This is a genomic window from Pseudomonas sp. WS 5146 (assembly GCF_012985495.1).
GTDB classification, from domain to species: Bacteria; Pseudomonadota; Gammaproteobacteria; order Pseudomonadales; family Pseudomonadaceae; genus Aquipseudomonas; species Aquipseudomonas edaphica.
This window is the reverse complement of sequence record NZ_JAAQWL010000002.1, coordinates 354,635-367,924: the sequence shown is the minus strand read 5'-3', so window position 1 is coordinate 367,924 and position 13,290 is coordinate 354,635. Positions and strand designations below refer to the sequence as shown.

General features: G+C 61.2%; 12 protein-coding genes. 6 read left to right on the top strand and 6 right to left on the bottom strand.

The genetic code is table 11. The features are described from left to right. Positions 1-52: 52 nt before the first annotated feature. The 5 genes from HBO41_RS06150 to yiaY all read right to left on the bottom strand — a co-directional run bounded on the left by HBO41_RS06150 (position 53) and on the right by yiaY (position 5,229). The gene (locus HBO41_RS06150) at positions 53-994 is read right to left on the bottom strand and encodes a hydroxymethylglutaryl-CoA lyase (protein ID WP_017137282.1); all 942 of its coding nucleotides are present in this window, start codon (positions 992-994) and stop codon (positions 53-55) included. After that, positions 991-2,184, bottom strand: a complete 1,194-nt coding sequence (locus HBO41_RS06145) for a CaiB/BaiF CoA-transferase family protein (protein ID WP_169985470.1) — start codon at positions 2,182-2,184, stop codon at positions 991-993. The genes HBO41_RS06150 and HBO41_RS06145 overlap by 4 nt, the downstream gene beginning before the upstream one ends. A 218-nt stretch (positions 2,185-2,402) precedes the next feature. After that, positions 2,403-3,314, bottom strand: a complete 912-nt coding sequence (locus HBO41_RS06140; RefSeq protein WP_017137280.1) for a LysR family transcriptional regulator — start codon at positions 3,312-3,314, stop codon at positions 2,403-2,405. Continuing rightward, positions 3,314-3,988 carry an NAD(P)H-binding protein gene (locus tag HBO41_RS06135; RefSeq protein ID WP_169985468.1) on the bottom strand — a complete coding sequence of 225 codons (675 nt, stop codon included), beginning with the start codon at positions 3,986-3,988 and terminating at the stop codon, positions 3,314-3,316. The genes HBO41_RS06140 and HBO41_RS06135 overlap by 1 nt, the downstream gene beginning before the upstream one ends. Before the next feature lie 92 nt (positions 3,989-4,080). After that, positions 4,081-5,229 carry an L-threonine dehydrogenase gene (yiaY, locus tag HBO41_RS06130; RefSeq protein ID WP_017137278.1) on the bottom strand — a complete coding sequence of 383 codons (1,149 nt, stop codon included), beginning with the start codon at positions 5,227-5,229 and terminating at the stop codon, positions 4,081-4,083. A gap of 123 nt (positions 5,230-5,352) precedes the next feature. Here yiaY and HBO41_RS06125 point away from each other — a divergent pair, with 123 nt between their 5' ends. Then, a complete protein-coding gene (locus tag HBO41_RS06125; protein WP_099548612.1) occupies positions 5,353-6,369 on the top strand; it encodes a DUF4917 family protein in 1,017 nt (338 codons plus the stop codon). Between the two features lie 140 nt (positions 6,370-6,509). Here the strand turns inward: HBO41_RS06125 and HBO41_RS06120 are convergent, their stop codons facing one another. Then, positions 6,510-7,037, bottom strand: a complete 528-nt coding sequence (locus tag HBO41_RS06120) for a helix-turn-helix domain-containing protein (protein WP_058421756.1) — start codon at positions 7,035-7,037, stop codon at positions 6,510-6,512. A gap of 106 nt (positions 7,038-7,143) precedes the next feature. Between HBO41_RS06120 and HBO41_RS06115 the strand changes: the two genes are divergently transcribed. From HBO41_RS06115 to HBO41_RS06095, 5 genes are all read left to right on the top strand, one after another. Next, positions 7,144-7,926 (top strand): aldolase, encoded by a 783-nt coding sequence (locus tag HBO41_RS06115; RefSeq protein WP_169985466.1) that lies wholly within the window; start codon positions 7,144-7,146, stop codon positions 7,924-7,926. Between the two features lie 27 nt (positions 7,927-7,953). Further along, a complete protein-coding gene (locus HBO41_RS06110) occupies positions 7,954-8,826 on the top strand; it encodes a dihydrodipicolinate synthase family protein (RefSeq protein WP_169985464.1) in 873 nt (290 codons plus the stop codon). A gap of 164 nt (positions 8,827-8,990) precedes the next feature. After that, the gene (locus HBO41_RS06105; RefSeq protein ID WP_169985462.1) at positions 8,991-9,530 is read left to right on the top strand and encodes an RNA polymerase sigma factor; all 540 of its coding nucleotides are present in this window, start codon (positions 8,991-8,993) and stop codon (positions 9,528-9,530) included. Further along, a complete protein-coding gene (locus HBO41_RS06100; RefSeq protein WP_169985460.1) occupies positions 9,527-10,495 on the top strand; it encodes a FecR domain-containing protein in 969 nt (322 codons plus the stop codon). The genes HBO41_RS06105 and HBO41_RS06100 overlap by 4 nt, the downstream gene beginning before the upstream one ends. A 128-nt stretch (positions 10,496-10,623) precedes the next feature. After that, positions 10,624-13,182, top strand: a complete 2,559-nt coding sequence (locus HBO41_RS06095; RefSeq protein WP_169985458.1) for a TonB-dependent receptor — start codon at positions 10,624-10,626, stop codon at positions 13,180-13,182. The last annotated feature ends 108 nt before the right edge of the window (positions 13,183-13,290 follow it).

The window sequence follows — 13,290 nt, the reverse complement described above, 5'->3', positions numbered from 1 at the left end:
CTCCAGCGGGCTGCTCACAGGCGCCCGATTGTTTTTGTTGTCTGGTAGCGCGTTACAGCGTGGCGATGTAAGCCGGTGGCGGGTGCAGGTCGCCATTGCGCCCGGCCTTGGCCACTTGGCCGGGCAGTTCATGCCCAAGCAAGGCCGGCAAGCGACGGGACATTTGCAACAGGTGCGGCAGGTCGATGCCGGTGTGAATGCCGACCTCTTCGCAGAGGTTGACCAAATCTTCGGTGCAGATATTGCCTGACGCGCCCGGTGCAAACGGGCAACCGCCGAGGCCACCCAATGCCGCGTCAAACCGGCGGGCTCCAGCCTCGTAAGCGGCCAGCACATTGCACAAACCCAGGCCACGGGTATTGTGAAAATGCAGGGTCAGATCGCTGGCCGGCACCTGTTGCAGCACGCGCTTGACCAAACGTTCGACCTGTCGCGGATTGGCCATGCCGGTGGTGTCGGCCAACGTGATGCCCTGAATGCCCAACTCGCGATAGGCGTCGACTATTTGCAGCACGCGGTCTTCATCGATCTTGCCTTCGAACGGGCAGCCAAAGGTGGTGGCAATGCTGCCGTTGAGCCGCACCGGGTGGTCGGCGGCAAAGCTGACGATATCGCCAAACGCCGCCAACGATGCCTCGCAACGCATGCGCATATTCGCCAGGTTGTGGGTCTGGCTGGCGGACATCACCAGGTTCAGCTCATCGGCGCGCGACTCGATGGCGCGCTGGGCGCCCTTGAGGTTGGGGATCAGCGCCACATAAATCACACCGGCCCGGCGCTCAATGCCCTGGAACACCTGCTCGCCATCACGCAACGCGGGAATGGCCTTGGGCGACACGAACGAGCCCGCCTCGATTCGCGAAAAACCGGCCTGCGCCAGCGCGTTGATCAGCGTGATCTTGTCGGCGGTTTCAACCCACGTCGGTTCGATCTGCAAGCCATCGCGCGGGGACACTTCCTGCACGATCAGCGCGTCAGAATAATCAGTGATCATTGCACCACTCCCGCGGTTTTCAGGCGTTGGATATCGGCGCCGGTAAGGCCCAGGCTGCCAAGGATGTCATCGGTGTGCTGGCCCAGGGTCGGGCCTTGCCAGTTCACACCACCGGGGGTTTCAGAAAGTTTGGGCACAATGCCGGGCATCTTCACCGACACGCCGCCGGGCAATTGGGCATTGAGCAGCATGTCACGCGCCTGGTAGTGCGGGTCGCTGACGATATCGGCCACCGAGTAAATGCGCCCGGCCGGCACCTCGGCGGCTTCGAGCGCGCTGAGCACCTGGTCGATAGGCAGGCTGCTGGTCCAGTGGGTAATGGCCGCATCGAGCAGGCCACTGTTGGCGGCGCGGCCGTCGTTGTGGGCAAACTCCGGCGCTTCAGCCAGGTCGGCACGGCCGATGGTGTGCATCAGGCGCTTGTAGATCGGGTCACTGTTGCCGGCGATCACCACATAGGCGCCGTCGGCAGTCAGGTAGGTGTTGGACGGCGCAATACCCGGCAAGGCGCCGCCGCTGCGCTCACGCACATGGCCGAGCATGTCGTATTCGGGCACCAGGCTTTCCATCAGGTTGAACACACTTTCGGCCAGTGACACATCGACAACCTGCCCCTCGCCCTGCCCGGTCTTGACCCGCAGCAGCGACATCAGCGCGCCGATCACCGCGTGCAACGAGGCGAGAGAGTCACCCAGGCTGACGCCAACCCGCGCCGGCGGAGAGTCGGGGTTGCCGGTGGTGTAGCGAATGCCGCCCATGGCCTCACCGATCGCACCAAACCCTGGGCGATCGCGGTAAGGCCCGGTCTGGCCGTAGCCGGAGATACGCACCAGAGTCAGCTTGGGGTTCAGCGCATGCAGCACGTCCCAACCCAGGCCGAGTTTCTCCAGGCCGCCAGGGCGCAGGTTTTCGATCAGCACGTCGGCGTCGCCCAGCAATTGCTTGATCAACCCCAGGCCTTCCGGGGACTTGAGGTCCAGGGCGAGCGACTTTTTGTTACGCGATTGCAGGTACCACCACAGCGACGTGCCTTCGTGCAGCTTTCGCCATTTACGAAGCGGGTCGCCCTGGCCCATGGCTTCGATCTTGATCACCTCGGCGCCGAACTCGGCCAGCATCCGCGCAGCGAACGGCGCGGCAATCAGCGTGCCGATTTCAATCACCTTGATACCGCTCAATGGCGCTGTCATGGGATGGTCCTCTTGTTCTTGGAATACGCAGCCAAGGCTAGAGGACAGAGGGAAGATAAATCCAACCGTCAGTTGGCAAGGAGCGTTCGCGAAATGCGAACGGCTATTGGGTGCCGGCGTCAGTCAGATCGCTATCGCGGGCAAGCCCGGCTCCCACAGGAGGAATGCGGCCCCTTGTGGGAGCCGGGCTTGCCCGCGATGAGGCCCACAGGGTTTCCTCACGTCAGTGGCGTGCGCAGGTAGTCAAACAACAACCGGCTCACCGGCGACAACTGCGCTTCATCACGCACCACCACAATCAAGCTGCGATCCGACCACGTGTCGGTCAGCGGCACCGCATGCAACCCCAGCGCGCGACCAAACAGCTCATAGGCTTTTTGCGGCAAAATACCGATGCCCATATTCGCCTGGACCATCCGGCACATCGCATCAAACCCCGGCACATGGATACGCAGGCGCAGCATCTTGCCGGCCTCACGCGCAGCGGCATGGGTACGCATGTTGATCGAACTGGCGGCGTGCAGGCCCACGTAATCGCTGCCCAGGGTTTCCTCGAAGGCCAGGGTTTGGCGTGCGGCCAAGGGATGCTCCGCCGGCATCAACACCACCAGCTTGTCATGGCGATACAGCACACTGGGCAAGCCTTTGGTATCAGTGTCGCTGGAGCAGATGCCCAGGTCTGCCACCCCGTCCAGCACGCCCTGGACCACGCCGTTGCTGGGGCGCTCTTCCAGATCAGTCTTGACCTCGGGGTGCCGTTGGGAAAAGTCGCGCAGGTCTTCCGGAAGGAACTGAATGATCGCCGACAGATTCGCCAGCATGCGCACATAACCGCGCACACCGTGGCTGTGTTCGCCCAGTTCAAGGCCCATTTTCTCGACGTTGAACAGCATCTGCCGCGCATGGTGCAGCAATGTTTCGCCCGCCGCAGTCAGGTCCATGCCCTTGGCACGGCGCACGAACAGGCTCACGCCCAATACCTGCTCCAGCTCCATCAGGCGCTTGCTGGCTGCCGACACGGCGATGGCTTCACGGGCCGCAGCGCGGGTCAGCGTGCCTTCTTCAAACACTGCAACGAACAGTTGCAGAGTGATCAGGTCAAGGCGACGCACCAGGCTTTTGTGCAGCATCAGCGCAGCTCGCTGGCCAGGCGATTGATCTCGGCCTGCTCCACCACGGCTTGCGGCGCGCCATGACGCGCCGCCGCCAACATCGCCAGGCCGACGGTCTCGGTGCTCACCACCCAGCTCGGTTTGACCCGACGAAAAAACGACAACAGCGGCCCGAGCACGGTATAGAACGATTGATACAGCGGCGTTTTCGAGCGCACGCCATGCAACGGCTGAATCACCCCGGGCCGAAACAGGTACACCGCCTTGAACGGCAAGCGCAGCAAGGCGTTTTCGGTCTTGCCCTTGACCCGCGCCCACATCGACTTGCCCGCCTCGGAGCTGTTGGTGCCGGCGCCGGACACATAGATAAAGGTCATCTGCGGATTGAGCCGCGCCAAGGTGCTGGCGGCGACCAGGGTGAGGTCATAGGTGAGGTGGGTGTACTTGGCTTCATTCATGCCCGCCGACGACACGCCGAGGCAGAAGAAGCATGCATCAAAGCCTTGCAGCAGGTTTTCCAGCGGCTGGAAGTCCAGCATGTCGCTGTGCAACACCTGGTGCAGCTTGCCGTGTTCCTGGGTCAGCGGCGTGCGGCCCACGGCGACCACTTCCTGCACGTCAGCGGCCAGCAGGCACTCGCGCAGCACGCCTTGGCCGACCATGCCGGTGGCGCCGAATAATAGAACTCTCATCAGGTGACCTCAGCGGCAAGCCGCAAGCTTCATGCTCAAGTTAAATACCGTTCAACTTGTAGCTTAACGCTTGCGGCGTGCAGCTGCCGCCTTTAGAACGCGCTGCGAAATATCTCCTCAATTTGTCGCTGATCCGCCCGGCGCGGGTTGGTCAGACCGCAGGCATCCTTCAACGCATTGGTGGCCAGCAGCGGAATGTCCTGCAACTTGGCGCCCAATTCGCGCAAACCGGCCGGGATCTCAACGTCATGGGCCAAGGCGCGAATAGCGACGATGGCCGCCTGGGCGCCCTCTTCCGGAGTAATACCCTTGATATCGGCGCCCAAGGCGCGCGCCACGTCGCTCAAGCGTTTGGCGCACACGCTGGCGTTGAAGCTTTGCACATGGGGCAGCAACACCGCGTTGCACACGCCGTGGGGCAGGTCGTAGAGGCCGCCGAGTTGGTGGGCCATGGCGTGCACAAACCCCAGCGAGGCATTGTTGAAGGCCATCCCGGCGAGGAACTGCGCATACGCCATGTTTTCCCGCGCGGCTTTGTCGCTGCCATCACGTACCGCCAGACGCAGGTTGGCGCTGATCAGCTCCATGGCCTTGATCGCACAGGCATCGGTGATTGGCGTGGCGGCCGTCGACACATAGGCTTCGATCGCATGGGTCAGCGCATCCATGCCAGTGGCCGCCGTCAGCCCCTTGGGCATGCCGACCATCAGCGTCGGGTCGTTGACCGACAGCAGCGGCGTGACATTGCGGTCGACGATGGCCATTTTCACATGGCGGGTTTCATCGGTGATGATGCAAAAACGGGTCATCTCGCTGGCCGTGCCGGCGGTGGTGTTGATCGCCACCAGCGGTAACTGCGGCTTGCTCGACTGATCGACACCTTCATAGTCGCCGATGTGCCCGCCGTTGGTGGCGCACAACGCGATGCCCTTGGCGCAGTCATGGGGCGAACCGCCGCCCAGGGACACCACAAAATCACAGGCGGTGGCCTCCAGCATCGCCAGGCCTTTCTCGACGTTCTCCACATTGGGGTTAGGCTTGGCGCCGTCGTAGATCACCGAGTCAATGTCCTGCATCGCCAGCTTTTCGGCGATCATGCTGGCCACGCCGGCCTTGGCCAGCCCGGCGTCGGTGACGATCAGCGCCTTGCGAAAACCGTAGTTGCGGATGGCTGTCATGGCTTCGTCGAGGCAGTCGGTGCCCATGATGTTGACGGCGGGAATAAAAAAGGTGCTGCTCATGGTCAATCCTCGGAGGCGGTATGCCGACAGAATCAACCGCTAACGCGTGGCGCATCTTGATCAGGATCAACGCCCGCTCATGATAAAGTCACCACCCAGCCGATTTCGAGTAGACCCGCCGCAATGAAGGATTTCCAGGATATTGACGCCCACCTTGAAGACTGGAGCGCACTGCGCAGCGCCATCGACTTCAATGGGATTCTGATCGGCAATGGCGCCAGCCGTGCGATTTGGGAAGACTTTGCCTACGACTCGCTGTTCGAAAACGCCCGCACCGTCGAAGAAAAGCCCCTGAGCCCATCCGAACTCAGCGTGTTCGACGCCCTGCAAACCCGCAGTTTCGAGCAAGCGCTGGGCGCCTTGAAGACCACCAGCCGGGTCAACAAGGCACTGGCGGTCAGCTCGGCGGCGCCGCGCAACCGCTACTACGCAATCAAGGAAGCGCTGATCAACACCATCCACGCCGTGCATATTCCGTGGCGCCTGGTGCAGCCGTCGACACTGGCGACGATCAACACTGAACTGAAGCGCTACGCGACGGTGTTCACCAGCAATTACGATTTGCTCAACTACTGGGCGATTTTGCACACGCCGGGCATTGATGACCTGTTCCGCAGCGCCGACGCCAGCTTCGACCTGCGCAACACCCGCACCGACGCCACGCGCATCCTCTACCTGCACGGCGGCCTGCACCTGGTGCGCAACCTCGACGGCACCGCGCGCAAATTGCCGACCACCGAGAGCACCTTGCTCAGCAGCTTTGCAATAAACAACACGATCAAGACGTTGGACGATGTGCCGTTGTTTGTCAGCGAGGGCAAGGTGGAGGAGAAGCTCAAGACCATTCGCAGTTCGGATTACTTGTCGTTCTGCTACGAGCAGTTGCTGAGTCATGAAGGCGCGTTGTGCATCTTCGGCCATGACTTGGGGGCTCAGGACAGCCACTTGGTGGACGCGATTCGCCAGGCCAGACTGACGACACTGGCAATTTCGGTGTCGGGCCGCAGTGACGGGTTTATCCGCCAGCAGAAGCGCCGGTATTCGCAGTTGTTTGACGGCAGTGGCGTGGAGCTGAAGTTCTTTGCGGCGCGTACGCATCCGTTGGGTAATGCCGCGTTGTCCGTGCCGGTCGAACGCTGATCCACTGAACAACGAAGATCAACTGTGGGGGCTGGCTTGCCTGCGATAGCGGTGTGTCAGTTAAGACAGTACTGACTGGCCCACCGCTATCGCAGGCAAGCCAGCTCCCACAGTGACTGTGTTCCAACCTGGGAACACAGTCACTCGTCGCTGCTGTGCACCACCACCAGCAACTGCGCCTGCACCTGCCCCACCGAGCGAATTCGGTGAGGTTTCTGTGCATTGAAGTGCAGCGCGTCGCCCCGCTCCAGAATCACCCGCTCGTTCATGAAGTCCACTTCCACCTGGCCTTCGTGCACAAACAAAAACTCCTCCCCCAGATGCTCCTTGAAGGTCTTGTCAGTGAATTCTGCCGGCGGGTAAATGATGAACGGCAGCAGGCTGCGCTCGCTGACCTGATGGGCCAACACGGCATAACCCGGCGCGGTGTCCGGACGTTCGTGGCTGCGCACCAGGCTGTAGCTGTCGAGGCTGACGTTGTCTTCGCTGAACAGTTCTTCGACCTTCACGTTCAACGCCTTGGCCAGTTTCAGCGCGGCAGCAATCGACGGTGTGTTGAGCCCACGCTCGACCTTGGACAGATAACTCTTGGTCATCCCGGACTTTTCGGCCAGCGACTCCAGGGTTACGCCAAGTTTTTTTCTCAATAATTTCAAACGGATAGACATGTGCTGCGGTTAATCCCTGCAGAAAAGGCAGAATCACGCTTGCCAATGACACAAAGTGTCATACAGCATCTTTAGTGTCATTTGCTCTAACCCAAAGGACACCGATATGGCCAAGACATTAGCACTTCCCAAAGACCAACTGGTCAAGCAAGCACTGATCCAGATGCAAAACAGCCTGGCGGATAATACGTGGACCGACCGGCAAAAGCTGGCGCTCACTTGCCGCATCCTGTTCGAACACGGACACGACTCCGGCCTGGCCGGGCAGATCACCGCACGTGGACCAACGCCTGGCACCTATTACACTCAGCAACTGGGCCTGGGTTTCGATGAAATCACCGCCAGCAATCTGTTACTGGTCAACGAAGACCTTGAAGTACTCGAGGGGCATGGCATTCCCAACCCGGCCAACCGTTTTCACACCTGGGTCTACCGTGGACGGCCGGATGTGAACTGCATCATCCATACGCACCCCACGCATATTGCCGCGCTGTCGATGCTTGAAGTGCCGCTGCAGGTGTCGCATATGGACCTGTGCCCGCTGTACGAAGATTGCGCCTTCCTGGAAGCCTGGCCGGGCGTGCCGGTGGGCAATGAAGAAGGCGAAATCATCACAGGAGCTTTGGGCGACAAGCGCGCAATCCTGCTCTCGCACCACGGTCAGCTGTCCACCGGCGCAAGCATCGAGGAAGCCTGCGTCATCGCGCAGTTGATCGAGCGCGCGGCCAAGTTGCAGTTGCTGGCAATGTCGGCGGGCACTATCAAGCCGATCCTGCCGGAACTGGGTCGCGAGGCCCATGACTGGATCTCCAAGCCCAAGCGCCATGGCGCCGCATTCAACTACTACGCCCGGCAGAACCTGCGCAAACACGCCGATTGCCTGAACTGATTGCCCTTTTTCAAGCGGAGACCTCCCATGTCCAACCCCACTATTCACGGCATCATCGGCTACACCATCACCCCGTTCAGCGCCGACGGCCAGCGCATTGACCTCGACGCCCTCGGCCGCTCCATCGACCGTCTGATCGACAGCGGCGTACACGCCATCGCGCCTTTGGGCAGTACCGGTGAAGGCGCGTATTTGAGCGATGCGGAGTGGGATGAGGTCAGCGCCTACAGCCTTGCGAAAATCGCCAGGCGCGTACCCACTGTTGTCAGCGTGTCTGACTTGACCACCGCCAAGGCCGTGCGTCGCGCCCGTTATGCCGAAGCCAATGGCGCCGATGTGGTGATGGTGCTGCCGGCCTCATACTGGAAACTCAGCGAAGCGGAAATCCTCGCCCACTACGCTGCGATTGGCGACAGCATCGGCGTGCCGATCATGCTTTACAACAACCCGGCCACCAGCGGCACGGACATGTCGGTGGACTTGATCCTGCGCATCGTCAAGCAGGTGGCGAACGTGACCATGGTCAAGGAGAGCACTGGCGATATTCAGCGCATGCACCAGTTGCGCCGCCACAGCGACGTGCCGTTCTACAACGGCTGCAACCCGCTGGCGCTGGAAGCCTTCGCGGCGGGTGCCAAGGGGTGGTGCACGGCCGCGCCGAACCTGATCCCGCAGCTGAACCTGGAGTTGTATGACGCGGTGCTGGCCAATGACCTGACACTGGCGCGGGAGCTGTTCTATCGCCAGTTGCCGTTGCTGGAGTTCATCCTCAAAGGCGGTTTGCCCGCGACGATCAAGGCCGGGTTGCGGCTGACCGGGCTGGAGGTGGGCGATCCACGCTTGCCGGTGTTCCCGTTGGGTGAGGCAGGGATCGAACAGCTCAAAGCATTACTGCGCTAAAACCGCGGCCTCCTGTGGGAGCTGGCTTGTCGAATCGTCGCTATCGCAGGCAAGCCAGCTCCCACATTTTTGAACCCATGAACCCGTTACATAGAGACAAATGACAATAGTTCTCGATATCATTCGCGACTTATCTACGTCGTGCTTCCTCAAGAAGGATATCCATGTCTCGTCCCAAGCCCGACCCGTTGTCGGCCGATGCCTTTCGCGGGTTTTATGCAGATATCCTGCATTTCCTGCGCAAGCGCACGGACAACGCCAACGACGCGGCGGACATGACCCAGGATGTCTTCACCCAGTGGCTGGACTACCGCGACCGCGCCAAGGTCGAGCAGCCACGGGCGTTTCTGTTCCAAATGGCGCGCAACCTGTTGCGCGATCACTGGCGTAAACAGAAGGTACGCCAAAGCGCTCACTCCGACCCGGCCAACGCTGACACGGAGCCGGTCACCGACGCACAAAACGACCCCATGGCCGCCGCGCAGCGCCTGCAACGCCTGGAACGGTTGAAAGAAGTCCTCGCCGAACTCTCGCCCCGCAGGCGAGAAGCCCTTATGCTGCACCGCTTCGAAGGCTTGAGCCAGGCGCAGATCGCCGAGCGCATGGGTATTTCGACCAGCATGGTAGAAAAGCACATCGCTTTTGCCCTGCTGCATTGCAAGCGACGCCTTCAATCAGAACCCGGCACGGAGCAGCCAGAATGAACCGCCTGAGCGACATCGACGCCCTGGACATCGAAGCGAGCGACTCCATCGATGCCCAAGCCGCCAGCTGGTTTGCCCGCAACCGTAATGGCGCAGCACGGGCCGAGCGCAAAGCCTTTGCCGCCTGGCAGGCAACGCCCGCCCACGCCCGTGCCTATGCCGAATTCGAACAACTGTGGGACGACCTCGCCCAGTTGCAGCAACTGAATAAACCCGTACCGCTGCCCAAGCGTAAACCCTCGATAATGCGCCCGGCTCTGGCCGTGGCCGCCGCACTGGTCTGCGCCGTGCTGACGACAAATATCGGTGCACCCCGCGCGCTGTTCCACAGCCAGATTGCCGGGCACGCCAAAGGCATGCGCACCCTCGCCTTGCCCGACGGCAGCACGCTGTATGTGAATGCCAACACCCACCTGCGCGTGGACTTCAATGCGCATCAACGCATCCTGCACCTGGACAAGGGCCAGGTCTTTATCGAAGTTGCCGCCGACAAAGAGCGCCCGCTCTACGTGCAAGCCGGCGAGGCCAATGTGCGGGTGGTCGGCACCGGGTTTGACGTGCGACGCAGCCAGCAACAACTGGTGGTCAGCGTCGCCCACGGCCAGGTCGCCTTCGAGCCGGACGCCAAAAGCCCGGTGGCGTTGCTTAGCGCCCAGCAACGTGCCACGTACAGCTACGCCAAGGGCACCGTGCAGCAACAGACACTCACCACCGAAGAAGTGGCCGACTGGCGCAGTGGGCACCTGTCGTTTCGCAATCGGGAGTTGGCCAGCCTGATCGATGAACTGAGCCTCTACCGGCCTCAAGCGCCCTTGCAGGTCAACAAAGCCGTGGCGCAACTGAAGGTCTCGGGCAATCTGGATGTGAATGACCCGGATGCCCTGCTCAGCGCCCTGCCCGCGCTGCTGCCGGTTAAAACCGTGGCCTCGGCCGATGGCATTGTCCGCATCGAACCACTCAAGTAAGGCCTGCAAGCATCACACTTGAGAATATTTTGCATTCGCATGTGTGGTTTTTTGCAGCTGCCCCGTCTTCCTCCCGACTGTGTTGGATACGCACACCTTTTGGCTATTTAGCCACCCCGGGGGATTTCATGTTTCGCGCGCCTTGCCACGCTCCGCACCTGTTTCTTCGACCGACCCTTATTGCCAGCTGCATGGCCTTGAGCCTCAACGCCCAGGCCGAGTCGCTCAGGCTGCAACTGCCCGCCCAATCGCTGGCCACGTCCCTGAGCTTTGTCGCGCAGCAGGCGAAAATCCAGCTGTTGTTCGATGAGACACTGCTCAAACATGTGCAGGCGCCGGCGCTCAATGGTGAATTCAGCCCGGAAGTGGCGATTCGCAGCCTGCTGAAAAACGGCGAGTTCACCCTGATCAAAGTCGGCAGCACCTACGTGGTGCGCCCCGACGAGGGCAAGACCACCCACAGCGGCGCCATCCAGCTGGATGCCCTCAGCGTGATCGGCACCGGTAACGAAGTCGACTCCAGCACCGTCAACCGCTCGACCATGACCCAGGCCGACATTGACCGCTACCAGTCCAACAACATCCCCAGCCTGTTGCAGACCTTGCCCGGCGTGAGCCAGGGCGGCTCACTGAAACCTGGTGGCCAGACCATCAATATTCGAGGTTTCGGCGATGCCGAAGACGTGCCGATGACCGTCGACGGCGCCACCAAAACCGGCTTTGAGCGCTACCAGCAAGGCACCGTGTTTATCGAGCCGGAGCTGATCAAGAGCATCGAGGTCGAGAAAGGCCCCAACTCACCGTTCACCGGCAACGGCGGTTTTGGCGGTACGGTCAACATGACCACCAAGGACGCCCCGGACCTGCTGCAAGACGGTCGCAACAGCGGCGCGATGCTCAAATACGGTTACTCCAGCAATGACCACGAACAGATCTACAGCAGTGCCGTGTACGGCCGCACCGACGACGGGCGTTTCGACGCGCTGGCCTACCTGACCCAGCGCGACGGCGGCGACATGAAGGTGGCCGCCAAACTGCCCAACGACAACAACGAATACCCGGTCAACCCTCAGCGCCTGCCCAACAGTGCCCAGGATGTGGACGGCAAACTCTTCAAGGTCAACGCCCACTTCACCGAGGAGCACAGCGTTGGTCTGTCTTACTCGCGCTCCCACAGCAACCGCTGGACACCATTCTCCGCCGCCAGCTACCCGACGCCGCCGACCCAGGCCAACATCGACCGCTACGGTTACGAAAACGCGCTGAAGCGTTTTTTAGCCCAGCGTGACACCACTGACACCACCTGGTCAGGCAAGTACGAATACACGCCGGTGAATAACCCGCTGATCGACCTGACCGTCAAATATTCCCAGTCCAATACCGACCAGACCGACGAACGCGACGCCACCGCGTTTTTCCAACTGGCCACCGGCGGGCGCAAGATGGACACCGCCTACACCGACAAGAACCTCGACATCCGCAACGTCAGCCTGTTTGACACCGGCCCCTTGCAGCATGCGGTGACCGTCGGCGGGCAAATCCGCAAGCACATCCGCGAAACCGAAATGTGGATGCCCGGCACCACCTACAACACCGCGCGCTACAACTACGGGCACTTCCAGCCGGGTTTCATGCCCCACGGCAAGGTCGACACCAACAGTTTCTTTGTCCAGGACGCAGTCACCGTGGGCGATGTGACCATCACCCCGTCGCTGCGCTACGACCATGTGCGCAACCGTGGCGAAGGCAATGACGCGCCGTACTACAACAACCCGAATCCGTCCTTCGGCCACGATTACAGCGACCGCACTTACACCGGCTGGTCGCCGCGCCTGGCGCTGTTCTGGAACGTCACGCCGAACCTGGGGCTGTTCGCCAACTGGAGCAAGACTTGGCGTGCGCCGGTGATCGACGAGCAATATGAAGTGCAAGGCCTGGGCAGCCGCACCGCCACCAGTGTCGACCTCGACCCGGAACGCATCACCTCGATCACGTTGGGCGGCGTCACCAGCTTCGACCACCTGATCGCCCAGAACGACAACCTGCAAGTGCGCGCCACACTGTTCCACAACAAAGTCGAAGACGAAATCTTCAAGGCCACTGGTGTTGGTTGCCAAAACCAGGCCATCAACGGCGGCACCATTGCCAACGCTTGCCCGCCTGGGGCGATGTCCAACTACCGCAACATCGGCGGCCTGACCATCAAGGGTTTTGAGCTGGAGTCTTTCTACAACTCCACCTACCTGTTCGGCTCGGTGTCGTTCGCCTACGCCAAGGGTGAACACGAAGGCGCGTACACCAACCCGTGGGGGCCGGATGTACCGGCACGTGACATTCCACCGACCAAATGGGTGCTGGTAGTGGGCACCAACATCCCGGCCTGGGATGCCCAGGTGGGCTGGATGGGCCAGTTCATTGGCGCGACCGATCGCTTGCCGAGTGACAAATATTCCGGCGGCCCGGGCAGCAGTTTGGGCGACCTGTTCTACGACCAGTACGGCAACAAGGCCTACAACACCCAAGGCCTGTTCGCCAAATGGAAACCGCAACAGGCCTACCTCAAAGGCACCGAGGTGAACTTCACCGTGGACAACCTGTTCAACAACAACTTCCGCCCGGCCTTGAGCGGTGATCGTGCCTACACCAAGGGCCGCGATGCGAAGGTCAGCATTACGCGGTTCTTCTAAAGACCAGGGTGACGCCATCGCAGGCAAGCCAGCTCCCACAGAAGATCTCGGTCAACCAGGCAATAGAGATCAACCCCAGGCAAGCCAGCTCCCACAGGAGATCTCGGT